This window comes from Deferrisoma camini S3R1 (genome assembly GCF_000526155.1).
In the GTDB taxonomy this organism is placed as follows: domain Bacteria; phylum Desulfobacterota; class Deferrisomatia; order Deferrisomatales; family Deferrisomataceae; genus Deferrisoma; species Deferrisoma camini.
Map to the genome: position 1 here is coordinate 15,022 of NZ_JAFN01000001.1, position 25,969 is coordinate 40,990.

The following is a 25,969-nucleotide window of genomic DNA, read 5'->3' on the forward strand; positions in this document are numbered from 1 at the left end:
CCCGGCCCGGAGGTCATGCCGCGGGGGTCACTCCCCGGGCGACACCCACGGGTGGCGGAAGCGGGCCCGCACCTTCTCGTGGGGAGGGCCGGGGGATTTGTGGCACACGAAGCACTGGATCCCGGTCTCCGCATCTCCCACCTTCTCGGGGGGGGCCTGGGCCGCGAACACGGCCAGCCGTTTGGCCGGCACCTTGGCGTGGTAGGGGAGCTGCCGAACCTCTCGGAACACCACGTCACGGTCCTCGGGGATCCCCCCCTCCTCGCCCAGCTGGACGGGGGCCAGGGCCAGCTCCCAGTCGCTGGAGATCCGGGCGCGGTGGCACTGGTCGCAGCCCCCGGGCGGGGGGATGTCCTTCCTCAGATGGCCGATCACGCACCCGGCCAGCAGCACGGCGGTCCACACCACCCAGCGTGTTCCCATGCGGTCGATCTCCTCTACTGGTCCGGCCAGAAAATGGACGCTCTCACGCCCCTGATCGGGGGGCAAGGGACCTGCCGCAGTGCCGGGCGCCGTCCCTTCCCCTTGGGGAGTGCGGGGGGGATGGTGGCGCGCCGCGCCCGGCGATCCCCGTCCGCGAGCCGAAACCGGTCCGTCCGATTTTCCCCGGTGCCCAGGGTACTTCGGGGAGCCTCGGGTGTCAAAACGGCGGTGGGTTAAAGGCCCCCCCGTGCCGGGCCGATCAAGGGAAGGACCGGCCGCCTGCGGTGGGGCCGGTCCTTCCCCGATCCGTTTCCACCGGGCGGCGGCGGAACCCCCGCGGCAGCCCGGTCGAAGGAGGTGCCCATGGGCGAGACCCCAGCGTCGGCAGCCAGGCCCCGCCGCCGCATCCTTCTGATCGAGCGGGCGTTCCAGGTGCGGTTCATCGCCAAGATGACCGCGGTGGTCGTTCTCGGAACGGTGCTGACCGGCGGCATCCTGTACGTGCTGGCCAACCAGGAGTTCGGCCGGGCGTTCTACAGCGCCCACTACCAGGCCCGGTCGAGCTGGGAGCTCCTGCTCCCGGCCGTGCTGGTGTCGTCGTTCGTGTCCATGACCCTCGTGGCGGCCGCGGCCACGGTGCTCACCCTGTATTCGAGCCACAAGATCGGAGGGCCGCTGTACCGGTTTCGGGCCAACCTGCGGGCGATCGGCGACGGGGACCTGACCCTGGTCACCCGCCTGCGGGAGGGGGACGAACTGCAGGGGTTCACCGAGGCCATGAACGACATGACCCGCCGACTGCGCGAGAGGGTGCGGGAGGCCCGGGACGCGGCCGAGGATCTGCGGGTCGCCCTGGCCGAGGCCAAAGGGGTGGTCGAGGCCGGGGGGCGTTTGACCGCGGAAGGGCTGCAGGGCGTGGAGGAGGCCTCCGAACGCCTGCGCCGGGCGCTGGGGGGGTTCCGGGTGTGAGGCCGGCTCGATCGCCCTGGGTGCGGGTGGGGGCGCTGGCGGTCGTCCTGGGCTGGGCCGGAACGGCCGCGGCCGCGGGGCCCCACGCGGCCCTGGCCGACCCGGAGAGGTGCGGCCGGTGCCACGTGGAGGTGCCCGGACCCGACACCCCCCGGCCGTACCGGTTTCGGCGGGACATCGTGAGCCTGTGCCTGGAGTGCCACCGGGACAAGGACCTGTCGTCCCTCCATCCGGTGGACATCCGGCCGGGCACGAGGATTCCCCCGGACCTGCCCCTGGACGAACAGGGCACCATGACCTGCGCCACCTGCCACGACCCCCACTCCCCGGCCGAGGCGGACGAGCCCTACGTGGCCGAGCCGATCGCCCGGCGTCTCCTGTCGATGCTGGGAAGAGGCCGACGGCACCGGACCTATTTCCTCCGCCGCCGCAACGACCAGGGGCAGCTGTGCCTCGGATGCCACGACCGGTCCCGCCTGGCGACCCAGGCCTTCCACGTCCGGGAGGGGGGCGGTGCGGCCGCGTACGCCGGGTCGGGGGCGTGCAAGGAATGTCATCCGAGGATCTACGCGGCGTGGAGGCTCACCCCCCACGCCCGCATGACCCGAGACGCCCGCAAGGATCCCGGAGCGGTCCTGGGGGACTTCGATGCGGATCCGCCGTTCCTCCGGCAAGAGGTCCTCTACACCCTGGGGTCCCACTGGACCCAGCGGTACGTGGTGGAGAAGAAGGGAAGGCTCTACGTGAAGGCGGCCATCTGGTCGATCACCCAGAAGGCCTGGGACCGGTCCTACTGGATCGACAAGCCATGGATCCCGTACTGCGCGGGCTGCCACACCACCGGGTTCGAGCCGGGGGAGCCGCCGCGGTGGGCCGAGTTGGGCATCGGGTGCGAGGCATGCCACGGTCCGGGCCGGGCCCACGTCGAGTCCGGGGGGGAGGGGCCCGTGGTGAATCCGGCGAAGCTGGCCCCCGTGCGGCGGCAGATGATCTGTGAGTCGTGCCACACCACCGGCCACGACCGCACGGGGCAGTTCCGGTTTCCCGTGGGGTATCTGCCGGGGCGGGATCTGACGCGCTATTTCAAGGGGCTCTTGCCCAAGCCGGGGCAGGACAACACCACCTTCGCCGGGGACGAGTCCTACGAGGACCGGCACCGCCAGTGGCTGTTTTGGGTGGACCATTTCATGGACGCCCGGGGCCTCACCTGCGACATCTGCAAGAACTTCCGGAGCCAGCTGCAGGAGACCGACAAACCCCGTCTGACCCCGACGGAGTTCTGCCTCACCTGCCACCGGGACACGCTGCCCGCCACCCCGGTTCACGAGCGCCACATGGCGGGGGGGGTGGACTGCCGCCGGTGCCATGACCCCCTGCGCACGGCCGACGGCACCGGATACAGCATCCACGACCACAAGTTCCTGTTCCAGGCCCCCCCGGGGCCCCCGGTGGGGCCGCCGGACCGGGCGTGCCGCACCTGCCACGCCGGAGGGGCCGAGGCCAAGAGACGCGGCGGACCGTGAGGGCCCTTGCACGCCGGTCCGGCCCGCCGTAGAGTCGCCGACCGAGATCGTTTCCACTGCTGCCGGGAGGAACCGACATGAAGAGACTGGTTGCCGCGCTTTGTCTGGGATTCCTGCTGGTCGCCGGGGTGCCGGCGGCGTGGTCCTTGTGCCTCGAAAAGGGCCAGATCGCGCCCGACTTCACCATCGAGGACATCAACGGCAACCCCGTGAGCCTGTCGTCGTTTCGGGGCAAGGTGGTGATGCTGGCGTTCTGGGCCTCGTGGTGCCCTCGCTGCATGGAGGAGCTGGCGTTCCTCCAGGGCCTGTACACCGGCCACGAGGACGAGATCGTAGTGCTGGCGGTGAACCAGGAGACCCAGAACCTCTCCGCCAAGCACGTGGCCAAGCTCAAGGAGGAGATCGACACCCTGGGCATCTCGTTCCCGATCCTGCTCGACAAGGACCTGGACGTGTGGAAGAGCTACTGCATCAACGCCCTGCCCACGAGCGTGATCCTGGACCGGGAGGGCAAGGTACGGTTCGCCGAGCCCAACTACTACTGGGCCAGCCAGAAGAAGATCCGCAAGGTGCTCGGGGAACTGGGGGTCGGCAAGTGAGGCCCGTGCTGACGGCTGTGCTGGCGGCCGTCGCCCTGGTGGGCACGGCGGCCGCCGAGCCCCTGTTCCGGCTGCTCGATCCCGGGGAGCAGGTGGCCCCGTTCGAGCTGCGGGACCCGCAAGGGGCGTCCCACCGGTTGGCCCGGGCCGAGGGCACCCCGGAGTTGCTGTTCTTCTGGAGCGTGTACTGCCCCAACTGCAAGGAGGCCATGCCCGGGCTGGTGGAGCTGTCCCGGCGGTGGCAGGGCCGCGGGGTTCGGGTCTGGGCCGTCAACGTGGACGGCGAGCGGTTCTCCAACGCCGTGCGGTCCTACGTGAGGGCCATGGAACTTCCGTTCCCGGTGGTGTACGATCGCCTCGAAGGCGAGACCCTGGTGGCCGCCGACCCCCTGGGGGTGACGAAGACCCCCACCCTGTACCTGCTGGACGGCAAGGGGAGGGTGGTGACCCGCCAGGTCGTCGAGGTGGACTACGCCCAACTGGAACGGGATCTTGAACGACTCCTCTCTCCCTGAGCCCCTCCACCGGACCCGGTTCTGGATGGCCCCCATGGCGGGGGTCACCGACCCCGCGTTTCGCGAGCGGCTGCGCCGGAACGGTTGCCGTTACCTATTCACCGAGATGGTGTCCGCCGCGGCCGTGGCCCGGGGGAACCGCCGGACCGTGGCGTACCTCGAGGCCCCGGACCGCGGCCCAGACCTGGCCCTGCAGGTGTTCGGCAGCCGGCCGGACGAGCTGGCCGCGGCCGCCGACAAGGCCGCCGAGGCCGGGTTCGTCCACCTGGACCTCAACATGGGGTGCCCGGTGCGTAAGGTGGTTCGGTCCGGGGCGGGGGCGGCCCTGATGAACGACCCCGCCCTTGCCCGGGCGTGCGTGGCAGCCCTGCGCCGGGGGTTCTCCGGGGTGCTCTCGGTGAAGATCCGGGCCGGGTGGGACGCCACGAGCCGGAACGCCCCGGAGATCGCGGCCCTGGCCGAAGGCGAGGGGGCCGACCTGATCGTGGTGCACCCCCGCACCCGCTCCCAGGGGTATGCGGGCCGGGCCGACTGGTCGGTGGTGGCCGCGGTGGCGGAGCGGGTGTCGGTGCCGGTGGTCGGCAACGGGGACATCGCCGACGCCCGCTCGGCCGTGGACCGGCTGCGGGAGAGCGGTTGCGCCGCGGTGATGATCGGGCGGGGGGCCCTGGGAGCGCCGTGGGTGTTCGGCCAGGCCGAGGCCCTGCTGCGGGGAGACGAGATGCCCCCGGCGCCCGCGCCCGCCCGGATCGGTCGGGATCTGCTCGAGCAGTTCCGCGACCTGGTCCGGTGGAAGGGGGAGCGGGTGGCCGTGGCGGAGATGCGCAAGTTTGCGGCCTGGGCCGCCCGGGGCATGCCCGGGGCCACGGCGTTCCGGCGGCGGATTCAGAGCCTGCCGACCCGGGCCGAGGCCGAGGAAGAGATCCGGAGGTTCTTCCAAGTGGAGACTGCGGGGGAGAGGGAGGCGGCATGATGGCGGAACCGGGTGCGGTTTTGGTGGTGAGCCCGTCGGACTGGCTGGCGCTGAGGGTGGGGCGGTCCCTCGGCTCGCCGGAGGCCGTGGTCCGGGTTCCCGACCCCCAGGCCTTGGCCCGGTACCGCCGCCAGCGGCCGTTCACGATCTGCTTCGTCGACGCCCGGCACACGGCGGGGTGTGAGGAGTGGCCGGCCCGGTGCCGGAAGGCGCGCCCCCTGGAACGGTTCGTGTGGGTGGTGGATCCCTGGCAGCCGGCCAACGGGGGCGGGGAGGCGTACGGCTACCTGAGGGAGCCCTTCGGCCCGGCCGAGGTCCGGGCGTGGCTCACCCGGGCGCGGGAGGAGGAGAGGCTGGCCAAGGGAGACCGGTCCCTGGAGGATCACCTCTACGACCGGTTCCAGGAGTTCCTGAGAGACCTGGGGGCGAGCCCCGGGGTGCGGCTCCACGACCTAGTGTGGGAGCAACTGGAGCGGCCGCTGATCGCCTCGGTCCTGGAGTGGACCGGCGGCAACCAGACCCGGGCCGCCCGGATCCTGGGCATCCACCGCAACACCCTGCGCAACAAGATCCGGAAGTTCGGGATCGCCCCACCCCCCGGCCGGGGCCGGGCCTGAGAGTTCGGGCCTTCAGCCCGCTAGAAGGCTGGAAACCCTCCCGGGTTCCCGCACGTTCTAGGAACCTTCATGTCTTTTCGCCTTCACATCACGGTCCGAGGGGCAAGGGGCCTGGTGGAGAGCCGGGCGCGGCCGTATCAGGGGCGAGAGTTCAGAAGGCAGTAAACAGGAGAACTGCAGGAGCGGTTCCCCCTGTCTTCTGTCCACCGACTCCTGATTCCTGAAATGCAGGCCCCTTGCCCCCCGGCGGCAACGTCCCGGACCAGGGAGAAGTTACCCTTCCCCGTTGTAGGACCCCGCAGGGGGCTTCCTTGCCTTCCGGTATCCTACCTGCGCTTCGCCGTGATCCCCTTGCGCAGGAAGTGGGGCTCGTCCGAGGCGTGGGGGTCGTGGCACGAGGAGCAGGGCTTTGCCTCGGGCGCGTGGGGCTCGATCTCGTGGCACTCGGTGCACAGCTCGGACTGGGGGGCGGCCAGCACCCCCGGGAAGAACCCCACGTGGGGATCGTGGCAGGCAAAGCAGCCCTCCTCCAGGGCCGGATGGATCTCCTTGCCGTTCTCCCGGGGGTCGTCGTGGCAGTCCAGGCAGAGGTCGGGCGGCCCCTGGGCCAGCAGCTTCTCCTGGGCCCCGCCGTGGGGACCGTGGCAACCGGTGCAGCCGTCTTCCAGGGCCGGGTGCAGGGCCCGGTCCCCGGAGGCCTCGGGCACCTCGTGGCAGTCGGCGCACAGCTCGGGCTGATCGGCCTTGAGGCGTTTGTCCCGGGGGGTGTGGGGGTCGTGGCAGGTGGGACACCCCTCGTCCAGGGCGTCGTGGCGCACGGGTTCCGTGCCCACGTCGTCGTGGCACTCCGCGCACTGTTGCGAGAAGTCGCCCCGGGCCAGGGTCTGCTCCACGTCGCCGTGGGGATCGTGGCACTGGGTGCACTCGGCCAGATCCTCCCCGTGCCCCTTGGCCACCTGGTCCGCGTGGCACTTGGCGCACAGCTTCGGAAGGGGGGCCCGCAGCAGCGAGTTGCCTCCGGCGTGGGGATCGTGGCAGGTGGCGCAGGCGCGGCCCTCGGCCACCGGCGGGTGCACCTGGTCGGCGGGGACGTCGGTCCCCTCGTCGTGGCACTCGGCGCAGACCTGGGGCACGGTGCCCTTCAGCTGGTTCGGATACCCGGAGAAGTGGGGGTCGTGGCAGGCGGCGCAGCTGCCCTCCTCGAAGGCCGGGTGGATGCCCTCCATCGTGCCCCGGTCTCCGTGGCAGCGGGCACACAGTTTCTGGGTGTCGGCCAGGAGCAGGTTGGGGTTGCCGGAGGCGTGGGGGTCGTGGCACTTGCCGCAGCGAACCCCGGCCGAGCGGAAGTGGCGGTCGGCCAGGGGGTCGTCCCGGAACGCGGGGTTCTGGCTCTCGATGGTGTGGCACGTCAGGCACACGTCGGGGTAGCCGCCGCCCTTGATGGCGAAGTCCGACAGGTGGCAGTTGGAGCACCGGAGCAGGGAGCCCGCGTGGACCTCCAGGGGGCGGAAGCCCTCCGGGGGGCTCTCACCCTCGGCGAGGCGGTAGACCTCGCGGGTCTTGCCGGCCACGGTGATCCGGTTGCGGCCCGGCGCCAGGGCGATGGCCGCGAAGAAGCGGCCCCCGGGGAGCTTGTCGGCCTCGGCGGCCCGGGTCTTGCCCCCGGCCTCCACCTGGATCATGACCTTGGACCCCGGCCGGTCGCTCCCGAACACCAGGACGTGATTGTCGCGCACCGCCACCCGGTTCGGGGGCTGGATCAGCTCCGTGGCCCCGGCGGCCGACGCCGACACCAGGGCCGCGGCCAACACCACACGCAAGAGCCTTTTCGCCATTTCCGTTCACCGTCCTAGTCTAGAGTGGTCTCGCCCGTCGCGGCGGGGTCTCCCATCGGCCCGGCGCCCGGGGGGCTTGAGGCCCGGCGGGGGGGCAAGGGCTCTGCGGCCGCACCGGGCTCTTCGGCAGGTTCTTTCCCCCTGGGCTCAGGGGGCCAATGGCTTTGCATGCAACTCGGTATCAGTGGGCCGGGGGCTTGCGGCGGGAGTCGCGGATGCCCAGGTCGCGCATCCGGCGCCACAGGGTGGTGCGGCTCCAGCCCAGGCGCTTCGCGGCCTCGCCCTTGTTCCAGCCGGTGGCCTCCAGGGCGGCGTAGATCTGGTCTCGCTCCTCGGCGTAGGGGTCGGGCTCGCCGAACGGGTCCTCCCCCCGCAAGATGTGGTCGGGCAGCGCCTGGGGCTGGATCACGTCGCCGGCCGAGCACACGTAGGCGTGGGCCAGGGCGTTCTCCAGCTCCCGCACGTTGCCGGGCCAGGAGTAGCGCTGCAGGATCGGGTAGGCCGCGGCCGCGAGCACCTTGCGCCGCCCCTCCCGCAGGGCGAGGCGCTTCAGGAAGTGGTCCACCAGCAGGGGGATGTCCTCCCTGCGGTCGCGCAGGGGCGGAAGCTCGATCGGCACCACGCACAGGCGGAAGAACAGGTCCTCCCGGAACCGGCCCTCGGCCACCTCCCGGCGCAGGTCCTTGTTCGTGGCGGCCACGATCCGCACGTCCGAGCGGCGCGGCACCGACTCGCCCACCCGCTCGTACTCCCCCTCCTGGAGCACCCGCAGCAGCTTGACCTGCAGGGAAGGGGAGGTCTCTCCGATCTCGTCCAGGAACAGGGTGCCCCCGTGGGCCGCCTCGAACCGGCCGGGCCGGTCCTTCACGGCCCCTGTGAACGCCCCCCGGACGTGGCCGAACAGCTCGCTTTCCAGCAGCCCCTCGGCCAGGGCCGCGCAGTTGACCTTCACGAACGGCTTGCCGCTGCGGAGGCTCAGGTCGTGGATGGCCCGGGCCACCAGCTCCTTGCCCGTGCCCGACTCGCCGCTGACCAGCACGGACACCTCGCTGGGCGCCACGGCCTCGATCTTCTCGATCACCCGCAGGATGGAGGGGTGGCTGCCCACGATGCCGATGCGGCCGCCTTCGCCCGCCAGCTCCGACCGGAGCCGGTCGATCTCGGAGAGGTCCCGCAGCACCACCACCGCGCCCTCGAGCTTGCCGTCGGGGGCCCGCAGGGGCGTGGCGTTCACCGAGACGTGGAGCGGCCGGCCTCCCTTGCCCCGGAGCACCATCTCCCGGTGATGGAAGCCCTGGCCGGAGCGGATCATGGCCTGGAACGGGCACTCGGACCCGGGGGGGGTCTGGAACACGTCCCGGCAGACCTGGCCCAGGACCTCGGCCTCGGCAAAGCCGGTCAGCCGCTCGGCCGAGCGGCTCAGGGCGATGATCCGCTCCTGGGAGTCGATGGCGAGCACGCCCTCGTTCAGGCTGTCGAACACGGCCTCGAGGATGGCCGTCCGCTCCTGCAGGGCCTCGATCCCCTCGGCCGACGCCGCGGTGGCGAGCACCACCACGGCGTCCCCGTCCGGCCGGGCCGCCAGCCGGAGCCGCAGGGGCTGGATCCCCCGGGCCGTGTGGAGCCGGCGCACCAGGGAGCGGGAGCGGCGCAGGGCCTCCCACAGGGGATCCCCGTCCCGGGGGGATCGGGCCTCCCACTCCTCCATGCTCTGGGGGGCGGGCTGGTCCCCGAACAGCGAGCGGAACGCCGGGTTCCCCCAGAGGATCCGGCCCGACCGGTCCACCAGGGCCGCCGGCTGGGTGAACGCGCTCAGCACGTCCGTGAGGGCGGGGGGGGCCGACACGCTCACGGCGTCCTCCGGCTGCGGCTCTCCCGGGGGCGCAGGTCCCGGGCGATCCGGTCCAGAAGGCCGTTCACGAACCGCGGGGAGTCCTCGGAGCCGAACTCCCGGGCCAGCTCCACGGCCTCGTCCAGGACCACCGGCACCGGCACGTCGTCGGAAACCGACAGCTCGTAGGTGGCCAGGCGCAGGAGGCTCCGGTCCACCCGGTCCATGCGCTCGATCTTCCACCGGCGGCTGGCGGACCGGATGCGGGCGTCCAGGTCGTCGCGCTCGGCCCAGGCGCCCAGGGCCAGCGTGCGGGCATACTCCGGGTCGGCCGGGCCGTCGTGCTCGGCCAGGACCGCCTGGAGCGCGGCGGCCGGGGGTTGATCCGGGTTCAGGTCGAGGGCGTAGAGGACCTGCAGGGCCACCCGGCGGGCTCCCCTTCGGGCTCCCATGGTGGGCTCAGCCCTCCGCCCGGAGGAGGTTGACGGTCTCGATGGCGGCCATGGCCGCCTCGAACCCCTTGTTGCCCGCCTTGGAGCCGGCCCGCTCGATGGCCTGCTCCAGGGTGTCGGTGGTGAGCACGCCGAAGGTCACCGGGATGCCGGCCTCCAGCGCCACCTGGGCGACCCCCTTGGCCACCTCGGAGGCCACGTAGTCGAAATGGGGGGTGGAACCCCGGATCACCGCGCCCAGGCACACCACGGCGTCGAACCGGCCGGAGGTGGCGAGCCTCTTGGCGACCAGGGGGATCTCGAAGGCGCCGGGCACCTTGTACACCCGGATCTCGTCCGGGTCTCCGCCGGTGCGGGCCACCGCGTCCACGGCCCCCTCCACCAGGCGGTCGGTCACGAAGCTGTTGAACCGGCTGGTCACCAGGGCGATCCGCAGCCCCTGGCTCGAGAGCTTTCCTTCCACAAAGGTGGGCATGTCGTCTCCTCACGCGTCCTGGGGCTCGGCGCCGGAGCCTTCCGCAGCCTTCCCCGGGTTGATCCAGTGGCCCAGCTTGTCCCGTTTGGCCCGGAGATACCGTTCGTTCTCCGGATGGGGGGGGATCTCGATCGGGACCCGCTCCACCACCTCCAGCCCATACCCCTCGATCCCCACGATCTTCTTGGGGTTGTTGGTCATGAGGCGGATGTTGCGGACCCCCAGGTCCACCAGGATCTGGGCGCCGATCCCGTACTCCCGCAGGTCCGCCTGGAACCCCAGCTCCTCATTGGCCTCCACGGTGTCCCGGCCCTGGTCTTGGAGGGCGTAGGCCCGCAGCTTGTTCACCAGGCCGATGCCCCGCCCCTCCTGGCGCAGGTAGAGGATCACCCCCCGGCCCTCCTCGGCGATCATGCGCATGGCCTGGTGGAGCTGGGCCCCGCAGTCGCACCGGAGGCTGCCGAACACGTCCCCGGTCAGGCACTCGGAGTGCACCCGCACCAGCACCGGATCGTCGCCCGCCACCTCTCCCTTGACCAGGGCCACGTGCAGGTAGTCGTCCACGTCGTTCTCGTACACGATGGCCCGAAACTCGCCGCCGAACTCCGTGGGCAGGCGGGTCTCGGCCGACCGGCGCACCAGCCGTTCGGTGCGCAGGCGGTACTCGATGAGGTCGGCGATGGTCACGATGGGAAGCCCGTGGGCCTGGGAGAACCGCTCCAGCTCCGGCCGGCGGGCCATGGTGCCGTCGTCGTTCATGATCTCGCAGATGACGGCGGCGGGCTTGAGCCCGGCCAGGCGGGCCAGGTCCACCGACCCCTCGGTCTGGCCCGTGCGCACCAGCACCCCGCCCCGGCGGGCCCGCAGCGGAAACACGTGGCCAGGTCGGACCAGGTCCTCGGGCTTGGTGTCGTCGGCGATGGCCGTGAGCACGGTGGTGGCCCGGTCGTGGGCCGAGATGCCGGTGCTCACCCCCCGTCGGGCCTCGATGGACACCGTGAACGCGGTCTGGAACGGGCTGGTGTTGTCCGGGACCATGGGTGGGAGCTTCAGGTAGTCGCACCGCTCCTCGGTCATGGCCAGGCAGATCAGCCCGCGGCCGTGCTTGGCCATGAAGTTGATCGCCTCGGGGGTGACCTTCTCGGCCGCGATGGCCAGGTCGCCCTCGTTCTCCCGGTCCTCGTCGTCCACCAGGATGACCATCCCGCCGTCCCGGAACGCCTGGATGGCCCTCTTCACTCTCTCGATCGGCATGAGCGCTCCTCGCAGCTGCGCCGTTCCCCCGAACCGAACCCATCGGCCCGCCCGAACCCGGGGGGCATCCTCAAACGAGCTATGTTACTTCAAGAACCCTGCCTGAGCCAAAAGGTCCCAGGTCACCCCGTCCCCTTGGGGGCGGCCCTCCAGGAGCCGTTCCACGTACTTGGCGAGCACGTCCGCCTCCAGGTTCACCCGGTCGCCCGGCCGCCGGTCTGCCAGGGCCGTGGCCTCCCAGGTGTGGGGGATGACCGCCACGGAAAAGGCCGAGGCGGCGCACTCGTACACCGTGAGGCTGACCCCGTCCACCGCCACGGAGCCCTTCTCCACCAGGTAGCGGGCCACCTCGGGCGGGGCCTCGAACCGGACCGTGCGGAACGCCCCCTCGGACCGGACCTCCAGCAGCCGGCCGGTGGCGTCCACGTGGCCGAGAACGATGTGCCCCCCCAGCCGATCCACCGGCCGCAGGGCGCGCTCCAGGTTGACCCGGTGCCCCGGCCGCAGCCCCCCCAGGTTCGACCGCTCCAGGGTCTCGGGCGAGGCGTCGGCCGAGAACCACGACGGGCCGATCCCGGTCACGGTCAGGCACACGCCGTTGACCGCCACGGACTCCCCCATCTGAAACCCGGAGGTGTCCAGGCGGGTGGCGATGCGCAGCCGTTTCCCCCCCGGCATGGGGGCCACCGCCTCGATCTCGCCCACGTCCTGCACGATACCGGTGAACATGGCTTCTTCTTTGGGCCCTCGGCCCGCTGGGAGGCTGGAAAGCAGGGAGGCTTCCAAGTAACTTCGGTCGTCGGTCGTCGGCCCGCTAGGCAGCTAGGCGGCCGGGCGGCTCTTGAACTGCGCCAAAGCTAGGGGGCATGGGGTCTGCTGGAGAGCCGCGCGCGGCGCCTTGGCTCGCCGCGCAGCGCCTCCAACGTTCGCACCGTGAATTCGTTCGTGCCCCGCCGAACGGTCATGAAGCCACCGCCGGTGCCCCGTGCCTGCGCGGCGAATCTCAATGCCCGGCTTCGCGCGCGGCCGGAGGCAGGCCCCATGCCCCTCCCTCCGAGGTGACGCGCCTATTTTGTCGCCGGGTGAATAGCCTCTAGTTTCCGGCCCGCCGGTTCCCGACTCCGTTCGCAAGACTTGCCGTCTTCCGGGCGGATCCTGCCCGTCACGTAAAGGTCCGGGCCGACCCGTTCAAGCTCGAGTTCCGTGACCTGCCTGGCCTGGGCGATGCGGTCGGGGCTCGGGCCGCCCACCATGGGCACCGCGTCCCGGCCGCCCAGGAGCTTGGGGGCGTAGAACAGGTGGAGCCGGTCCACGAGCCCCGCGTCCAGGAACCTCCGGGCGGTCTCGGCCCCCCCCTCCACCAGCACCTCCATGTGGCCCATGTCGTAGAGGCGGGTCAGGAGGCCTCCCAGGTCCAGGCCGCCGGCTTCCTCCCGGACCTCCAGGACCCGGGCCCCCCGCGCCTCCAGGGCCCGCCGGCGGGAAGGCTCGGCCCGGGGGCCGCACACCACCAGGGTGGACGGGGCCTCGGCCGGCTCGAGCATGGACAGGCCCATGGGAATGCGGGCCCGTGGATCCAGCACCACGCGCAGGCACCGACGCTCCGGTCGGCCCGGCAGGCGAACGCTGAGCCGAGGGTTGTCGGCCTCGGCCGTGCCCACCCCCACCAGCACCACCCCGCACCGGTCCCGCAGCCGGTGGACCCTCTCGCGGCTTTGGGCGGAGGTGATCCAACGGCTGTCCCCCGAGGCGGTGGCGGTCTTGCCGTCCAGGGTGGCGGCCAGCTTCAGGTGCACGAAGGCCCGGCGCCGAACCACCGAGAGGCAGAACGCCTCGTTCAAACGCCGGGCCTCGGTCTCGGCCACCCCCACCCGGACCTCCACCCCGGCCCGGCGCAGCCGCGCCAGGCCCCGGCCGGCCACGGCCGGGTTGGGATCCGCCATGGCCGCCACCACGCGGCGCACGCCGGCCTCGATGATCCGGTCGGCGCAGGGGGGAGTGCGACCGTGGTGGGAGCACGGCTCCAGGGTCACGTACAGATGGGCGCCCCGGGCCGCCGGGCCGGCCTGCTCCAAGGCGAACACCTCCGCGTGGGGCTCGCCGGCCCGGGGGTGGAACCCCCGGCCCACGATCCGGCCGTCCCGCACCACCACGCAGCCCACGGCCGGGTTGGGGCTGGTCCGGCCCAACCCCTCCCGGGCGAGGGCCAGGGCCACCTCCATGTAGAACCGGTCGGCCGCTTCCGTCACCCTTCCTTCTGCCCCTCCAGGAACTCCCGGAGCGCGTCCACGAACTCGTCCACGCCCCGGAACTCCCGGTACACCGAGGCGAACCGCACGTAGGCCACCGCGTCCAGGGCCTGGAGCTCCGCCATCACGGCCTCGCCGATCTCCCGGCTGGGAACCTCCTTGGGGCCCTCCTCCTGGAACCGGGCCTCGATGCGGTCCACGATCCGTTCCAGGGTGTCGGCCGACACCGGCCGTTTCTCGCAGGCCTTCTTGAGCCCGGCCAGGATCTTGAGGCGGTCGAACGACTCCCTCCGGCCGTCCTTCTTCACCACGAGGGGCAGCATGTCCTCCACCCGCTCGTAGGTGGTGAACCGGCGGCCGCAGGCCACGCACTCGCGCCGGCGGCGGATCACCTCGCCCTCCCGGCTGACCCGGGAGTCGATCACCCGGTCCTCCTGTTCCCCGCAGAACGGACAGCGCACGCCTCACGCCTCCTCGTCGTCGCCCAGGGGCACGAGGTCGATGGCCGCGCTTCTGAGCAGGTCGCGGCTCAGGGGGTCGGCGTAGCCCTCCAGGTAGTACACCCGCCGGATCCCGGCGTTGATGATCATTTTGGTGCAGATCACGCAGGGCAGGTTCGTGCAGTAGATGTCCGACCCCTCGATGCGCACCCCGTGCTGGGCGGCCTGGAGGATCGCGTTCTGCTCCGCGTGCAGGCCCCGGCACAGCTCGTGCCGCTCCCCCGAGGGGATGCCCATCTCCTCGCGCAAGCAGCCCACGTCGAGGCAGTGGGCCACGCCCGAGGGGGCGCCGTTGTAGCCGGTGGCCAGGATGCGCTTGTTCTTGACCAGGATCGCTCCCACCTTCCGGCGGGTGCACGTGGACCGGGTGGCCACCAGACGGGTGATCTCGGTGAAGTACTCCTGCCAGGAAGGACGCATGGGACCCCCTTCGGGCCGCGAGCCTCGGGCGGGGCGGTTCGGGTCAGCCGGCCGCCTCCCGCAGGTGTTGGTAGAACGGGAACCGGGCGCACAGCTCCCGGATCTGGTCCCGGATCTGGGTCTCGACGGCCGGGTCGCCGCACCGTTCCAGGACCCGGGCGATGGCCTCCGCGATGACCTTCATCTCGGCCGCCCCCATGCCCCGGGTCGTGACGATGGGGGTGCCGATCCGGATGCCGCTCGTGACGAACGGGCTGCGGGTCTCGTAGGGAATCGCGTTCTTGTTCAGGGTGATGCCGGCCCGGTCGAGGCTCTGCTCGGCGTCCAGGCCGGTGAGGTCCTGGGGCGTCAGGTCCACGAGGAACAGGTGGTTGTCGGTGCCGCCCGACACGATGCGGTAGCCCCGGCGGGCCAGGGCCTCGGCCATGGCCCGGGCGTTCGCCACCACCTGGTGGGCGTAGTCCCGAAACGCCGCGGTTGCGGCCTCCCGGAACGCCACCGCCTTGGCCGCCACCTGGTGCATCAGGGGGCCGCCCTGGAGGCCCGGGAACACGGCCTTGTCCACGGCCTCGGCGTGCTCGGCCCGGCATAGCACCAGCCCCCCCCGGGGGCCCCGAAGGGTCTTGTGGGTGGTGCTGGTCACGATGTCGGCGTAGGGCACGGGGTTGGGGTGGGCGCCGCCGGCCACCAGGCCGGCGATGTGGGCCATGTCCACCACCAGGTAGGCGCCCACCTCGTCCGCGATCTCCCGAAAGGCCGCAAAGTCCAGCACCCGGGAGTAGGAGCTGGCGCCGGCAACGATCACGGCCGGCCGCTCCCGGCGGGCGACGTCGCGGACCTGGTCGTAGTCGATGGTGCCGGTGTCCCGGCGCACCCCGTAGGTCACGGCCCGGTACTGGCGGCCCGAGAAGCTCACGGACGCCCCGTGGGTCAGGTGCCCCCCGTGGGCCAGGGCCATGCCCAGGATCGTGTCGCCGGGCTGGCACAGGGCGTAGTACGCGGCCATGTTGGCGGACGACCCCGACAGGGGCTGGACGTTGGCGTGGTCCGCGCCGAACAAGGCCTTGGCCCGCTCGATGGCCAGCTCCTCCACCTCGTCCACGAACCGACACCCGCCGTAGTACCGCCGGCCCGGGTAGCCCTCGGCGTACTTGTTGGTGAGCACCGACCCCTGGGCCTCGAGCACGGCCTCGGAGGCGTAGTTCTCCGAGGCGATGAGGACCACCCCGTCCTCCTCGCGCCGGATCTCGCCCTGCACGGCCCTCCACACGTCCGGGTCCGCCTCGGCAAGCGCCGAGGGGCGCTGGCGCTCCACCTCCCGGATCTTGGCGATCCGGCGGGCGTGGCGGCCTCCCTCGAACCGGGCCTCGAGCCAGGCCCGGACCATCTCCCGGGCCCGTGCCGGGTCGGTCGTGCGGCCCCCGATCACCAGCACGTTCGCATCGTTGTGCTCCCGGGCCATCCGCGCGGTGTAGGGGTCGTGGACCAGGGCCGCCCGCACCCCCGGCACCTTGTTGGCCACGATGCTCATGCCGATCCCGGTGCCGCAAAGCAACACGCCCCTCTCGGCCTCGCCCCGGGCGATCCGTCGGGCCACCTCGACCCCGAACTCGGGGTAGTCCACGGGGTCGCCGTTGTCCGGCCCCAGGTCGCGGACCTCGTGGCCCAGTTCCCGCAGGTAGGCCTTGAGGTCCTCCTTGAGAGCGTAGCCCCCGTGGTCGCTCGAGATCAGGATCATGTTGCGGTCATCCTTCGAAACGGCGGAACAGGAGGGAGGCGTTCGTGCCCCCGAACCCGAACGAGTTGGACAGGGCGGTGCGGATCCGGCCCTGCCGGGCCTCGTTGGGCACGTAGTCCAGGTCGCAGTCGGGGTCGGGGGTGTCGTAGTTGATGGTGGGCGGCGCCACCTGGTCCCGCAGGGCCAGCACCGAGAACGCCGCCTCCACGCTCCCGGCCGCGCCCAGGAGGTGGCCGGTCATGCTCTTGGTGGACGACACCCACAGCCGTTTGGCGTGGTCGCCGAACACCCGCTTGATGGCCAGGGTCTCGTAGTAGTCGTTGAAGGGGGTGCTGGTGCCGTGGGCGTTGATGTAGTCGAGCTCGTCCGGGGCCAGGGACGCGGAGCGCAGGGCCGCCTCCATGCACCGGGCCGCCCCGTCGCCCTGGGGATCGGGGGCCGTGATGTGGTAGGCGTCGCAGGTGGCTCCGTAGCCCACCAGCTCGGCGTAGATCTCGGCCCCCCGGGCCCGGGCCCGCTCCAGCTCCTCGAGGATCAGCACGGCGCCCCCCTCGCCCATGACGAACCCGTCCCGGTCCTTGTCGAAGGGCCGGCTCGCCCTCTCGGGCTCGTCGTTGCGGGTGGACAGGGCCCGCATGGCGTTGAAGCCCGCCACCGCCAGGGGGGTGATGGTGGACTCGACCCCTCCCGCCAGCATGACGTCGGCATCGCCCCGCCGGATGGCGTGCCAGGCCTCGCCGATGGAGTGGGACCCGGTGGCGCAGGCGGTCACGATGGAGAGGTTGGGGCCCTTGGCCCCGGTCTGGATGGCCACGTACCCGGGCGCCAGGTTGGCGATCACCATGGGGATGAAGAACGGGCTGACCCGGCGCGGCCCGGACTCCAGGAGCACCTTGTGCTGGGCCTCGATCCCGGGCAGGCCGCCCAGCCCGGCCCCGATCGACACTCCCACCCGCTCGGCCTCGGCCTCGCCGATCTCCAGGCCCGCGTCGGCCACGGCCATGCGGGCCGCCGCCACCGCGTACTGGATGAAGGTGTCCATCTTCTTGACCTCGCGGCGGTCCATGTACTCGGACGGGTCGAACCCCTTCACCTCGGCCGCGATCTGGGTCTTCAGCCCTGCGGCGTCGAACTTGGTGATGGGGCCCACCCCGGACCGGCCGGCGAGGCAGTTCTTCCACGACGCTTCCACACCGATGCCCAGGGGGGTGACGCACCCCAGGCCGGTGACCACGACTCTTCGTGCCGCCACGTTGCTCCTCCTGAACCCGCCTGGGCGGGTTCATTAGGGAAGGGAGCCAGGCCCGACGGCCTGGCTCCCTTCCCTAACCGCCGAACGCTCTGCTAGGCCGGATCCCTCCATGGGGGTTCGCTGCGACGCCGTCGGCGGTCCGCCGGGCCCCGAGGCGCGGCGCAGGCGAGGGCATTCGCAGAGAGGTCCCATGGTCCCTCCGGGCTAGGCCGCGAGCTTCTCCTTGATGTAGTCGATGGCGTCCTGGACCGTGCGGATCTTCTCCGCGTCCTCATCCGGAATCTCCTGGTCGAACTCCTCCTCCAGGGCCATCACCAGCTCCACCGTGTCGAGGCTGTCGGCGCCCAGGTCCTCGATGAACCGGGCCTCGGGCACGATCTTGTCCTCGTCCACCCCCAACTGCTCGGCGATGATCTTCTTGACGGTCTCTTCGATGTTCGCGCTCATGCTTCCCTCTCTTGGTTGCGGGTTGTGGGTTACCCCATGTACATGCCCCCGTTGACGTGGAGCACCTGGCCGGTGATGTACGCCGCCCGGTCCGAGGCGAGGAACGCCACCGCCTCGGCCACATCCTCGGGACGCCCCAGCCGCGCCAGGGGGACCTGCGCCAGCAGGTTCTCCCGCACGTTCTCGGGCAGCTCGGCGGTCATGTCCGTGGCGATGTAGCCGGGGGCCACGGCGTTGACGCGGACCCCCCGGTTGGCGTACTCCCGGGCCAGGCTCCGGGTGAGCCCCTCGAGCCCTGCCTTGGCCGCGCAGTAGTTGGCCTGGCCGGCGTTGCCCAGGGCCCCCACCACGCTGGAGATGTTGATGATGGCCCCCGTGCGGGCCCGGATCATGGGCCGCAGGCAGGCCTTGGCGCACAGGAAGGCACCGGTCAGGTTCGTGTCGAGCACCGCCTGCCAGTCCGCCGGCTTGAGCCGAAGGGTCAGGTTGTCCCGGGTAATGCCGGCGTTGTTGACCAGGATGTCGATCCGGCCCCAGGCGTCCAGGGTCTGGGCCACCGTCGCCGCCACGCTGTCGGGGTCGGCCACGTCCAGGCCCAGGCCCAGGGCCTCGCCCGGCAGGGCCTCGGCCACCCGGGCCGCGGCCTCGGCGCTGCGGCCGGTCACCACCACCCGGGCGCCGTCCCGGCCCAGGCGCTCTGCCACGGCCCTGCCGATACCCCGGGTCGAGCCGGTTACCAGGGCCACCTTGCCTTCGAACTCTGCCATGTCCGCTCCTCGGGTCTCTTGGCCTACGCGAGGAACGCGGCCAGGGTGTCCGGGTCCTCCACCCGGGCCACCTGGGCCTTGCGGTCGATCCGGCGCATCAGGCCCGAAAGGACCTTGCCCGGCCCCACCTCCACGAACCGCTCCACCCCCATGGCCCGAAGGGCCCGGACGCACTCCTGCCAGCGCACCCGCTGGCTCACCTGGGCAACGAGCCGGGGCGCCACCTCTTCGGGCGAGCGGTACGGCTCGGCATCCACGTTGGCCACCACGGGAAGCCGGGGGGCCGCGAACCGCAGGCGGCCCAGCTCCTCGGCCAGGCGCCGGCCGGCCGGCTCCATGAGGGAGCAGTGGAACGGCGCGCTCACCGCCAGGCCCACGGCCCGCTTGGCCCCGGCCTGGCGGGCCGCGGCGCAGGCCTCCTCCACGGCGGCGGTGTGGCCCGAGATCACGGCCTGTCCGGGGCAGTTGTCGTTGGCCACCTCCACCACGTGGTCCGGCCGGTGGATGGCCGCGCAGATCTCCTCGACCCGCGGCAGGTCGAGGCCCAGCACGGCGGCCATGGTCCCCTGACCCACGGGCACGGCCTCCTGCATGAACCGGCCGCGTTTCTCGACCACCCTCACGGCCTCGGCGAACCCGATCACGCCGGCGGCCACCAGGGCCGCGTACTCGCCCAGGCTGTGGCCGGCCGCGGCCCGAGGGGGAGGCGCCCCGGCCTCCTCCAAAGCCCTGAGGCATGCCACGCTCACCGTGAGGATGGCCGGCTGGGTGTTCTCGGTGAGCCGGAGCTCGTCCTCCGGCCCCTCGAAGATCAATCGGGACAGGGGCCTTCCCAGGGCCTGGTCGGCCTCCTCGAACGCCGTGCGGGCCGCGGCCGAGGCCTCGGCCAGTGCCCGGCCCATGCCCACGTACTGGGACCCTTGCCCCGGAAACAGGTACGCCGTCGTCATCGCGGGAGTCTCCCGGTGGCGGGAACCGTGTCGGTTTCGGAGAGAAGGTTCGCGAGACTATACGTAAGGAAAGCGGGGCGGTGCAACCCCCGGTCTACCAACGGATCAGGGCGGCGCCGAAGGTGAACCCGGCGCCGAACGCATCGAGCAGGACCCGGTGGCCCGGCCGGATCTTTCCGCCCCGCACCATCTCGTCGAGGGCGATCGGCACCGAGGCGGCCGAGGTGTTGCCGTACCGGTGCACGTTCACGTACACCCGCTCCGCGGGGACCTTGAGGCGCAGTCGCACGGCGTCGATGATCCGGCGGTTGGCCTGGTGGGGGACGAACCAGTCCACCTGGTCCCCGCTCACTCCGGCGGCCTCGAGGACCTCCTCGGCCACCTGGTGGAGGGTGCGCACCGCCACCTTGAATACCTCGTTGCCCTGCATCTTCACGTAGTGGAGACCCTGGGCCAGGCTCTCGGCGCTGGCCGGGTGCCGGGAGCCGCCCCCGGGCATGTGGAGCAGGGGCCAGTAGGATCCGTCTGCGGCCATGCGCGTGGCCAGCACGCCCCGCTCGGGGTCCTGGGTGGGGCCGAACACCGCCGCGCCGGCCCCGTCCCCGAACAGCACGCACGTGGAGCGGTCGTCCCAGTCCACGATGCGGCTCAGGGTCTCGGCCCCCACGGCCAGCACGTACCGGGCGTTGCCGGAACGGATGAAGCTGTCGGCCACCGAAAGGGCGTAGAGGAACCCGGTGCAGCCGGCGCTCAGGTCGAAGGCCATCTGACCCCGGGTTCCTAGCCGCTCCTGCAGCAGGCACGCGGTGGCCGGGAACCCGAGGGCCGGGGTGACCGTGCCCACCAGGATGAGATCGAGGTCGTCGGGGCGGAGGTCCGCGGCCTCCAGGGCCTGACGGGCCGCTTCCTCGCACAGGTCGCAGGTGTCGATGGAGGGGGGGGCGATCCGGCGCTCCCGGATGCCGGTCCGGGTGCGGATCCACTCGTCGCTGGTGTCGACCCGGGCCTCGAGATCCGCATTGGTCACCACCGTGTCCGGAAGACAGCGGCCGGTGCCCAGGATCCGGGCCCGCGGCGGATGCCTGCGTTCCGTCACTTCGTCGGTTCCTCGCTCTCGTCGGGCTCCCGGGCCTCACGCCGCGGGTGCACGAGCTTGTCCTTCAGGCTGGCCCAGAACCGTCCCTTGGCCCCGGCCCCCAGGTCGTGGCTGCGTTCGAGCATCTGCATCAGATGGCGGTTGACCCGCCGCTCGGCAAAGTCCCGGGCCACCCGGATGGCGTTGCGGATGGCACGGGCGTCCGAGGATCCGTGGGCCACGATGCCCACGCCGTTGACGCCCAGCAGCGGGGCCCCGCCCACCTCGGCGTAGTCCATGCGCTCCCGAAGCCTCTGGAACGCCCGGCGGGCGAGCACGTACCCAAGCCGGGAACCCAGGCCCCGGCCGAGCTCCTCCCGGAGCATCTGGCCCACGGCCTTGGCGAGCCCCTCCGAGCTCTTGAGCACGGCGTTGCCGGTGAACCCGTCGCACACCACCACGTCGGCCCCGCCGTTGAACACCTCGCGGCCCTCCACGTACCCCAGGTAGTTGAACTTGGCGTGCTTGAGGGCCTGGTGGGCCGCGCGGGTGGCGTCGGTGCCCTTGGTCTCCTCCTCCCCGTTGGACAGCAGCCCCACCCGGGGCTGCTCGATCCCGAGCACCAGGCGCGCAAACACCTCCCCCATGAGGGCGAACTGGACCAGGTGGACCGGCTTGCAGGCCACGTTGGCCCCCACGTCCAGGAGCACGGTGGCCCCGGCCAGGGAGGGCAGCACGGCGGCGATGGCCGGCCGGTCCACGCCGGGAAGGCGGCGCAGCACCAGCATGGCCAGGGCCATGGCCGCCCCGGAGTTACCGGCACTCACCACCGCACGGGCCTCGCCCGCCTTCACGAGCTCGAACGCAACCCGCAGCGACGAGTCCTTCTTGCGGCGCACGGCCACCGACGGGCTCTCGTGCATGCCCACGGCCTCGGAGGCGTGCTTGATGGACAGGGGGAGGCCCTCGGTCTTGTGGCGCTCCAGGTGCTGGAGAACGATCTCCCGGTCGCCGACCAGGATCACGTGGATGCCCAGATCCCGGGCGGCCCACACGGCCCCTTCGATCACCGCCTCGGGGGCGTGGTCGCCCCCCATGGCGTCAACGGCGATGCGCATGGGGCGCCGTCAGTTCGGAGGATTCATGCGCGTTTGCCGGTGCGGCAAAGGGCATCATGAACCATCCGGCTAGAACTCCTCTTCTTCCTGGGGCAGGACCTCTCGGCCCTTGTAGGTGCCGCAGGCCAGGCACGCCCGGTGGGGGGGCTTGGGCTCGAGGCACCGGGGGCAGGTGTCCAGGTTGGGGGCGCCCAGCGCCAGGTGGGACCGGCGCTTGCGCTTCCGGGCCAGGGAGTGACGTTTCCGAGGTACGGCCATGGCTGGATTCTCCTGTGTCGGTACGGCGGATCGTCTTGACGGATCGGAAATCAGCTGGCCCGGGAGGACTTCCACCGGGCCAGCGCCGCGAATCGGGGGTCGGGGGCCTGGGCGCGGCAGTCGCACGGGGTGCGGTTGCGGTCGGTGCCGCACACCGGACACAGCCCCCGGCAGTCGGGGTGGCAGACCGGGTGGTCCGGCAGGGCCAGGAGCACCTGCTCCACGGCGATGTCGGCCACGTCCACGGTGTCGCCGGGCAACGCCTCGACCTCCATGTCCTCGGGACGGAGCTCATGTTCCCCGGGCTCGGCGTCGATATCCGTGACGTAGGTGAGGTGGAACGCCTCGGTCACGGCGCGATCGTGCCGCTCCAGACACCGCACGCAGGTGCACCGCACCACGGCCCGCACCTCGCCGGTGACAAAGACGTCCCGCCCCGACCGCAGCACGCGGGCGCTTCCCTCCGGCCCGGAGACCCACTCGACCCGGGTCCACCCGCGCTCTCGGGCGATGGCGCCGGCCTGCTCCGAGCGCAGGTCGATGTGGACCGACCACCCCTCGGATGGGATCCGGTCGACGGCGATGACGAACTTGGGGACCACTCGCAACCTCCTGGGCACAATAAGCGGCCCATTATAGCGGCGAAGGGGCTCGGGTCAAGGTTCTTTTGGTGGCGGCGAGACCCCTGGCCGGGGGGAGCCGCTTGTCCGCGGCAGGGCGAGCCCCTATACTTCGCCGGGTGTCTGCGGGGGCGGCGGCTCGTTTCGCGGGATATTCGGACGATCGCCGCGTTATTGAGCCGGCGACAAGACGGACGCGCCACCACGGAGGGCGGGGCAAGCGACCTGCCTCCGGCCGGGCGCGAAGCCGGGTATTGAGATCCGCCGCGCAGGCACAGGACCGAAGAGCTGATTTCATGACAACTCGGTGGAATCCAAACCGTTTCGCGGTCCGAGCGTCAGAGGCGCTGCGCGGCGAGCAAAGGGGCCGCGCCCGGCTCTCCGAGAGGTCCCTTGCCCTTCCGAGCAGGGAGCGATAGCGTCTGTTTATCCGCCGGGTTAATGCCGTTCGGGTTCCCGGGCCATGTGGAGAGGGTTGCCATGCGGTGGTGGGTTGCGGTTGCGTTCGCGTGTGTGCTCAGCGGGGGGGTCGGGGCGGCCCAGCCCCCCCCGGATGCGGTGCTCCGCAAGGAGGCCGGCAACTACTACCTGAAACAGCGCGCCTACGAGAAGGCCCGGGACGAGTACCTGGCGTCGTTGAAGGTGGCCCCGGACTACGCCGACGCCCACTACAACCTGGGGGTGGTGTACTTTTTCCGGCTCCGTGACTATCCCAGGGCGTTGTACCACTTCGTGCGCTACGCCCAGTTGCGACCCGACGCCTCGGACCTGGATCAGGTGAGGGAGCTGGTGCTCCAGGCGCTCGAGCGCATCGAGGAGGCGGAGCGCCAGGCGTACCTTCGGGCGTTGGACAAGGGCACGGCCGAGGCGATCGAGACCTTCCTCGAGGACCACCCGGACACCGTCTACCGGGCCGACGCGGAGCGCAAGCTGGAGATCCTGCGCCGGTACGAGGAGGAGCGTGATCGGTGGCAGGGGGAGGTGGGTGCCGCGTACCAACAGGCCCTGGCCCGGGGAACGCCCGAGGCCATGGACGCGTTCCTGAGCCGGTACCCCGACGCCCCCCAGGCGCGGGAGGCGCGGCGGCTCCGGAACCTGTGGGCGAAGGAGCAGGCGGCCGAGTCCGAGGCCTTCGAGAGGGCCGTGGCCGAGGGGACCCCGGCCGCCCTGGAGCGGTTTCTGAAGGCCCACCCCCAGGGTCGATACGCCCTGCAGGCCCAGCGCCGTCTCGACCACCTGGCGGCCGCCGAAAAGGCGTTCCGGATCGCCAAACAGTCGCGGTCGATCCCGGGGCTGGAGGCGTTCCTGGAGACCTACGGCGACACGCCCCACCAAGCCGAGGCCCGGCAGCTGTTGGAGGAGCTCCGGGCCGAGGAGAAACGGGCCCAGGAAGCCGCGGCCGCGCCCGCCCCGGCGGCCGAGGAGCCCGCGGCCGACGCCGAGGAGGCGGCCCGCCGGGCCCGGGAGGAGGTGCTCCGGGCCCAGGCCGACCAGGCGTGGGCCGAGGCCGCGGCCGCGGACACGGCCGAGGCCTACGAGGCGTTCCGGGCCGCCTACCCGGACCACCCCATGGCCGAGGAGGCCCGCCGCCGCGCGGCGGTGCTTCGGGAGAACGCCGGAGCGGAGGCAGGGACGGCCCAGGAACCCCCTCGAGCGTCGGTGGAGGAGGACTGGAGCAGGACCCAGCAGGAGGACACGGTCGAGGCCTACCGGGCGTTCCTCAAGGCCCACCCCGAGGGCGAAGAGGCCGAGGCGGCCCGCAAACGGCTCGAGGAACTGGAGACCCGCATCCAGGAGGCCGAGAAGAGTTTGCCCCGCGAGAAGCGCGAGGCCCTGGAGCGGTACCGGAAGATGCTCCAGGGGCAGTGAGGAGGGGCTCCGGCACTTCTGGCAGGCTCCCTTGCCCACCGGGGCGTTGGCGGCTGCTCTGGAGCTGCCCCGCGGGCCGAAGGCCCGAAGTTCTACGGGGAGGCGGCCCCGTTCGCCGCCGGTTCGGCCGCCCCCGCGGCTCGAAGCAGGTAGGCCTCCATGAACGGGTCCAGGTCACCGTCCAGCACCCGGTCCACGTCCCCCTCCTCCAGGCCGGTGCGGTGGTCCTTGATCTTGCGGTAGGGCTGGAGGATGTACGAGCGGATCTGGCTGCCCCAGGCGATCTCGCGCTTCTCGCTCATCTGGGCCTCCAGCTCCTCCTCGCGCTTGCGGCGCTCCAGGTCGAGCAGGCGGGCCTTCAGGACGCGCATCGCGTTGGACCGGTTCTTGTGCTGGCTGCGTTCGCTCTGGCAGGTGACCACGATGCCGGTGGGCAGGTGGGTGATCCGAACGGCCGACTCGGTCCGGTTCACGTGCTGGCCGCCGGCCCCGCTCGCCCGGAACACGTCCACCCGTAGGTCCTTCTCGTCGATCTCCACCGCCACGTCCTCCTCGGCCTCGGGGTAGACGCTCACCGAGGCGAACGAGGTGTGACGGCGGGCCTGGGCGTCGAAGGGGCTGATCCGGACGAGGCGGTGCACCCCCTCCTCGGCCTTGAGGTACCCGTAGGCGTACGGGCCCGACACCGTGAACGTGACGTTCTTGACGCCGGCCTCCTCCCCGGGCAGCTCGTCCACGATCTCCACCTCGAACCCGTGCTTCTCCGCCCACCGCAGGTACATGCGCAGGAGCATCTGGGCCCAGTCCTGGGCCTCGGTGCCGCCGGCTCCGGCGTTGATGGCCACGATGGCGTCGCCGGGGTCGTGGGGGCCGCCGAGCATGGTGCGCAGCTCCATCTCGCGCACCCCCCGGGCCACGGCCTCGAGCTGCTCCTGGGCCTCCCGAACGAGCTCCTCGTCGCCTTCCTCCTCCCCCAGCTCCCAGGCGACCCGGCAGTCCTCCAGCTGGGCCTCGAGGCGCTTCCAGGCCTCCACCTCCGCGGTCAGTCGCTCGCGTTCCTTGCCCAGCCGGGCGGCCGCTTCCGGGTCGTCCCAGAAGTCGGGCCGGGCCATCAGGGCATCGAGCTCGGCGATGCGTTTCTCCTTGGCCGCGAGGTCAAAGATGCCTCCATAGTTCGGTGAGGCGGCGGTGCAGCTCGTCGAGGCGTTCCGAATCGGCCATCGAACAGTTCCTCCGTCGG

The 25,969-nt window shown here is 71.7% G+C and carries 27 protein-coding genes; 7 read left to right on the plus strand and 20 right to left on the minus strand.

Going from position 1 to position 25,969, the window contains the following annotated elements; genetic code table 11:
- Positions 1–27: 27 nt before the first annotated feature.
- Entirely contained in the window at positions 28–423 is a 396-nt protein-coding gene (locus DEFCA_RS19975; RefSeq protein ID WP_025321010.1) for a hypothetical protein, read from the minus strand.
- A gap of 363 nt (positions 424–786) precedes the next feature.
- Between DEFCA_RS19975 and DEFCA_RS19980 the strand changes: the two genes are divergently transcribed.
- The 6 genes from DEFCA_RS19980 to DEFCA_RS23880 all read left to right on the plus strand — a co-directional run bounded on the left by DEFCA_RS19980 (position 787) and on the right by DEFCA_RS23880 (position 5,619).
- The gene (locus DEFCA_RS19980; protein WP_025321011.1) at positions 787–1,392 is read left to right on the plus strand and encodes a methyl-accepting chemotaxis protein; all 606 of its coding nucleotides are present in this window, start codon (positions 787–789) and stop codon (positions 1,390–1,392) included.
- Positions 1,389–2,915, plus strand: a complete 1,527-nt coding sequence (locus DEFCA_RS23875) for a multiheme c-type cytochrome (protein WP_169709381.1) — start codon at positions 1,389–1,391, stop codon at positions 2,913–2,915. The genes DEFCA_RS19980 and DEFCA_RS23875 overlap by 4 nt, the downstream gene beginning before the upstream one ends.
- Before the next feature lie 77 nt (positions 2,916–2,992).
- Positions 2,993–3,514 (plus strand): peroxiredoxin family protein, encoded by a 522-nt coding sequence (locus DEFCA_RS18855; protein WP_025321013.1) that lies wholly within the window; start codon positions 2,993–2,995, stop codon positions 3,512–3,514.
- Positions 3,511–4,029: a TlpA family protein disulfide reductase gene (locus DEFCA_RS0100110; protein ID WP_169709382.1), complete on the plus strand. Its 519-nt coding sequence runs from the start codon at positions 3,511–3,513 to the stop codon at positions 4,027–4,029. Before DEFCA_RS18855 ends, DEFCA_RS0100110 begins: the two co-directional genes overlap by 4 nt.
- A 34-nt stretch (positions 4,030–4,063) precedes the next feature.
- Entirely contained in the window at positions 4,064–5,002 is a 939-nt protein-coding gene (locus DEFCA_RS0100115; RefSeq protein ID WP_051463158.1) for a tRNA dihydrouridine synthase, read from the plus strand.
- Positions 4,999–5,619 carry a helix-turn-helix domain-containing protein gene (locus DEFCA_RS23880; protein WP_211483263.1) on the plus strand — a complete coding sequence of 207 codons (621 nt, stop codon included), beginning with the start codon at positions 4,999–5,001 and terminating at the stop codon, positions 5,617–5,619. The genes DEFCA_RS0100115 and DEFCA_RS23880 overlap by 4 nt, the downstream gene beginning before the upstream one ends.
- Positions 5,620–5,945: 326 nt before the next feature.
- Here DEFCA_RS23880 and DEFCA_RS18860 read toward each other — a convergent pair whose 3' ends face one another.
- The 18 genes from DEFCA_RS18860 to DEFCA_RS0100210 form a co-directional block, all read right to left on the minus strand.
- Positions 5,946–7,454 carry a cytochrome c3 family protein gene (locus DEFCA_RS18860; RefSeq protein WP_084318528.1) on the minus strand — a complete coding sequence of 503 codons (1,509 nt, stop codon included), beginning with the start codon at positions 7,452–7,454 and terminating at the stop codon, positions 5,946–5,948.
- 181 nt (positions 7,455–7,635) lie between these two features.
- The gene (locus DEFCA_RS0100130) at positions 7,636–9,306 is read right to left on the minus strand and encodes a sigma-54 interaction domain-containing protein (protein WP_025321018.1); all 1,671 of its coding nucleotides are present in this window, start codon (positions 9,304–9,306) and stop codon (positions 7,636–7,638) included.
- On the minus strand, positions 9,303–9,737 hold the full coding sequence (gene nusB, locus DEFCA_RS0100135) for a transcription antitermination factor NusB (RefSeq protein ID WP_025321019.1): 435 nt from the start codon (positions 9,735–9,737) through the stop codon (positions 9,303–9,305). Before nusB ends, DEFCA_RS0100130 begins: the two co-directional genes overlap by 4 nt.
- A 7-nt stretch (positions 9,738–9,744) precedes the next feature.
- Positions 9,745–10,212 (minus strand): 6,7-dimethyl-8-ribityllumazine synthase, encoded by a 468-nt coding sequence (gene ribH, locus DEFCA_RS0100140; protein WP_025321020.1) that lies wholly within the window; start codon positions 10,210–10,212, stop codon positions 9,745–9,747.
- Between the two features lie 9 nt (positions 10,213–10,221).
- Positions 10,222–11,466, minus strand: coding sequence for a bifunctional 3,4-dihydroxy-2-butanone-4-phosphate synthase/GTP cyclohydrolase II (locus DEFCA_RS0100145; protein WP_025321021.1), 1,245 nt, complete (start codon positions 11,464–11,466; stop codon positions 10,222–10,224).
- A gap of 84 nt (positions 11,467–11,550) precedes the next feature.
- Positions 11,551–12,195: a riboflavin synthase gene (locus tag DEFCA_RS0100150; protein ID WP_025321022.1), complete on the minus strand. Its 645-nt coding sequence runs from the start codon at positions 12,193–12,195 to the stop codon at positions 11,551–11,553.
- A gap of 338 nt (positions 12,196–12,533) precedes the next feature.
- A complete protein-coding gene (gene ribD / locus DEFCA_RS0100155; RefSeq protein WP_025321023.1) occupies positions 12,534–13,715 on the minus strand; it encodes a bifunctional diaminohydroxyphosphoribosylaminopyrimidine deaminase/5-amino-6-(5-phosphoribosylamino)uracil reductase RibD in 1,182 nt (393 codons plus the stop codon).
- Complete coding sequence (nrdR, locus tag DEFCA_RS0100160; protein WP_025321024.1) at positions 13,712–14,176, minus strand: transcriptional regulator NrdR; 465 nt, start codon at positions 14,174–14,176, stop codon at positions 13,712–13,714. Before nrdR ends, ribD begins: the two co-directional genes overlap by 4 nt.
- Positions 14,177–14,179: 3 nt before the next feature.
- Positions 14,180–14,635 carry a deoxycytidylate deaminase gene (locus tag DEFCA_RS0100165; RefSeq protein ID WP_025321025.1) on the minus strand — a complete coding sequence of 152 codons (456 nt, stop codon included), beginning with the start codon at positions 14,633–14,635 and terminating at the stop codon, positions 14,180–14,182.
- Positions 14,636–14,678: 43 nt separating this feature from the next.
- Complete coding sequence (gene rpiB, locus DEFCA_RS0100170) at positions 14,679–16,373, minus strand: ribose 5-phosphate isomerase B (protein WP_025321026.1); 1,695 nt, start codon at positions 16,371–16,373, stop codon at positions 14,679–14,681.
- Between the two features lie 7 nt (positions 16,374–16,380).
- Positions 16,381–17,625: a beta-ketoacyl-ACP synthase II gene (fabF, locus tag DEFCA_RS0100175; RefSeq protein ID WP_025321027.1), complete on the minus strand. Its 1,245-nt coding sequence runs from the start codon at positions 17,623–17,625 to the stop codon at positions 16,381–16,383.
- Between the two features lie 204 nt (positions 17,626–17,829).
- The gene (acpP, locus tag DEFCA_RS0100180) at positions 17,830–18,072 is read right to left on the minus strand and encodes an acyl carrier protein (protein WP_025321028.1); all 243 of its coding nucleotides are present in this window, start codon (positions 18,070–18,072) and stop codon (positions 17,830–17,832) included.
- A gap of 29 nt (positions 18,073–18,101) precedes the next feature.
- On the minus strand, positions 18,102–18,839 hold the full coding sequence (gene fabG / locus DEFCA_RS0100185) for a 3-oxoacyl-ACP reductase FabG (protein ID WP_025321029.1): 738 nt from the start codon (positions 18,837–18,839) through the stop codon (positions 18,102–18,104).
- Between the two features lie 23 nt (positions 18,840–18,862).
- Positions 18,863–19,789 (minus strand): ACP S-malonyltransferase, encoded by a 927-nt coding sequence (gene fabD, locus DEFCA_RS0100190; RefSeq protein ID WP_025321030.1) that lies wholly within the window; start codon positions 19,787–19,789, stop codon positions 18,863–18,865.
- A gap of 94 nt (positions 19,790–19,883) precedes the next feature.
- The gene (locus DEFCA_RS0100195) at positions 19,884–20,885 is read right to left on the minus strand and encodes a beta-ketoacyl-ACP synthase III (protein WP_025321031.1); all 1,002 of its coding nucleotides are present in this window, start codon (positions 20,883–20,885) and stop codon (positions 19,884–19,886) included.
- Positions 20,882–21,982: a phosphate acyltransferase PlsX gene (plsX, locus tag DEFCA_RS0100200; protein ID WP_025321032.1), complete on the minus strand. Its 1,101-nt coding sequence runs from the start codon at positions 21,980–21,982 to the stop codon at positions 20,882–20,884. Before plsX ends, DEFCA_RS0100195 begins: the two co-directional genes overlap by 4 nt.
- Positions 21,983–22,051: 69 nt before the next feature.
- Positions 22,052–22,240: a 50S ribosomal protein L32 gene (gene rpmF / locus DEFCA_RS0100205; protein ID WP_025321033.1), complete on the minus strand. Its 189-nt coding sequence runs from the start codon at positions 22,238–22,240 to the stop codon at positions 22,052–22,054.
- A gap of 50 nt (positions 22,241–22,290) precedes the next feature.
- Complete coding sequence (locus DEFCA_RS0100210) at positions 22,291–22,842, minus strand: YceD family protein (protein ID WP_025321034.1); 552 nt, start codon at positions 22,840–22,842, stop codon at positions 22,291–22,293.
- Between the two features lie 498 nt (positions 22,843–23,340).
- Between DEFCA_RS0100210 and DEFCA_RS19990 the strand changes: the two genes are divergently transcribed.
- Positions 23,341–24,729 carry a tetratricopeptide repeat protein gene (locus DEFCA_RS19990; RefSeq protein ID WP_169709383.1) on the plus strand — a complete coding sequence of 463 codons (1,389 nt, stop codon included), beginning with the start codon at positions 23,341–23,343 and terminating at the stop codon, positions 24,727–24,729.
- A gap of 92 nt (positions 24,730–24,821) precedes the next feature.
- On the opposite strand, the gene prfB is transcribed toward DEFCA_RS19990, so the two are convergent.
- Positions 24,822–25,950 (minus strand): peptide chain release factor 2 gene (gene prfB, locus DEFCA_RS0100220; protein WP_211483264.1). Its coding sequence is split into 2 segments (ribosomal slippage): positions 24,822–25,886 and positions 25,888–25,950, totalling 1,128 coding nucleotides; the frame shifts between segments, so codons are not numbered across the junction.
- Between the last annotated feature and the right edge of the window lie 19 nt (positions 25,951–25,969).

Bases quoted from the DNA above. Each gene is read 5' to 3' on its own strand.
- DEFCA_RS19975 (WP_025321010.1), bottom strand. From the start codon at position 423: ATGGGAACACGCTGGGTGGTGTGGACCGCCGTGCTGCTGGCCGGGTGC.
- DEFCA_RS19980 (WP_025321011.1), top strand. From the start codon at position 787: ATGGGCGAGACCCCAGCGTCGGCAGCCAGGCCCCGCCGCCGCATCCTT.
- DEFCA_RS18855 (WP_025321013.1), top strand. From the start codon at position 2,993: ATGAAGAGACTGGTTGCCGCGCTTTGTCTGGGATTCCTGCTGGTCGCC.
- DEFCA_RS0100115 (WP_051463158.1), top strand. From the start codon at position 4,064: ATGGCGGGGGTCACCGACCCCGCGTTTCGCGAGCGGCTGCGCCGGAAC.
- DEFCA_RS23880 (WP_211483263.1), top strand. From the start codon at position 4,999: ATGATGGCGGAACCGGGTGCGGTTTTGGTGGTGAGCCCGTCGGACTGG.
- DEFCA_RS18860 (WP_084318528.1), bottom strand. From the start codon at position 7,454: ATGGCGAAAAGGCTCTTGCGTGTGGTGTTGGCCGCGGCCCTGGTGTCG.
- nusB (WP_025321019.1), bottom strand. From the start codon at position 9,737: ATGGGAGCCCGAAGGGGAGCCCGCCGGGTGGCCCTGCAGGTCCTCTAC.
- ribH (WP_025321020.1), bottom strand. From the start codon at position 10,212: ATGCCCACCTTTGTGGAAGGAAAGCTCTCGAGCCAGGGGCTGCGGATC.
- DEFCA_RS0100145 (WP_025321021.1), bottom strand. From the start codon at position 11,466: ATGCCGATCGAGAGAGTGAAGAGGGCCATCCAGGCGTTCCGGGACGGC.
- DEFCA_RS0100150 (WP_025321022.1), bottom strand. From the start codon at position 12,195: ATGTTCACCGGTATCGTGCAGGACGTGGGCGAGATCGAGGCGGTGGCC.
- DEFCA_RS0100165 (WP_025321025.1), bottom strand. From the start codon at position 14,635: ATGCGTCCTTCCTGGCAGGAGTACTTCACCGAGATCACCCGTCTGGTG.
- rpiB (WP_025321026.1), bottom strand. From the start codon at position 16,373: ATGATCCTGATCTCGAGCGACCACGGGGGCTACGCTCTCAAGGAGGAC.
- acpP (WP_025321028.1), bottom strand. From the start codon at position 18,072: ATGAGCGCGAACATCGAAGAGACCGTCAAGAAGATCATCGCCGAGCAG.
- fabG (WP_025321029.1), bottom strand. From the start codon at position 18,839: ATGGCAGAGTTCGAAGGCAAGGTGGCCCTGGTAACCGGCTCGACCCGG.
- fabD (WP_025321030.1), bottom strand. From the start codon at position 19,789: ATGACGACGGCGTACCTGTTTCCGGGGCAAGGGTCCCAGTACGTGGGC.
- plsX (WP_025321032.1), bottom strand. From the start codon at position 21,982: ATGCGCATCGCCGTTGACGCCATGGGGGGCGACCACGCCCCCGAGGCG.
- rpmF (WP_025321033.1), bottom strand. From the start codon at position 22,240: ATGGCCGTACCTCGGAAACGTCACTCCCTGGCCCGGAAGCGCAAGCGC.
- DEFCA_RS19990 (WP_169709383.1), top strand. From the start codon at position 23,341: ATGCGGTGGTGGGTTGCGGTTGCGTTCGCGTGTGTGCTCAGCGGGGGG.